Here is an 812-nt window from a genome sequence, read left to right on the forward strand (position 1 = left end):
CTAAAATTGTTTCAATGTCTGAAAGGGCAAGGTGAGCGCTGATATTCAAGGTGTTGGCCTTAAACCGCAGTCAAAAATTACGTGTGTTGAGCAATAATCGAAAACAGCTCGTCAACCGTTCTTGCCACGTAATCTGGTTGCACGCTCCAATGCTCTGGCATCGCGCCGCTGTACGCTGCTGCAACGGCAATCACTTTACTTTGGCCACCCAACTGCTGTTCGATGTTGCGTGCGAATTGCGTGTCGGCTTCATGGTCACCGATGTATATCAGCTGTCGATTTTCTGCGTGACCAAAAATCGACTCAACGCATTTGATGCCACTGTACGCATCGGGCTTTTGGTGTCCGTTCGAGACGTCATCATACCCGATGATGGATTTAAACGGCGCGCTGATGCCGTTGTCGGACAGCACTCGATGAATATTGCTTTGTGAGTTTTGAGAGCAAATGCCGTGAGGCAGCTGCGCAAACTCTTTAATAACGCCATCAATGCCTTCAAACAGGGTTACTGGTGTTTGGTTTTTCTCTTGATGCTCTGCCCATAAACCACCAGCTTTTAGCATTTCATCATGGGACATGCCGTAGTAATCCACGTAGAGCTCTTGCCAGTTTTTCGCCGCGTGGTTTGCGTAGTGATAGTTGCCTTCTGAATGGAGATATTTCGGTAAATTATCGCCAGTTAAATGCGGGGCTACGATGGATAAGATCGCTTTGGTGATGTCGATGTTTTTCGGTACAGAGTTTACGAGTGTCCCATCGTAATCCCACAATATGGCGTCTAATTTCATTCAACGTTCTCGTTGTTATTGATG

General features: G+C 46.9%; 1 protein-coding gene. It reads right to left on the reverse strand.

What is annotated here, in order from left to right:
• Positions 1-77 precede the first annotated feature (77 nt).
• Positions 78-788, reverse strand: coding sequence for an HAD family hydrolase (locus R7040_RS25710; RefSeq protein WP_318097462.1), 711 nt, complete (start codon positions 786-788; stop codon positions 78-80).
• Between the last annotated feature and the right edge of the window lie 24 nt (positions 789-812).

Source organism: Vibrio sp. 1069 (genome assembly GCF_033340555.1).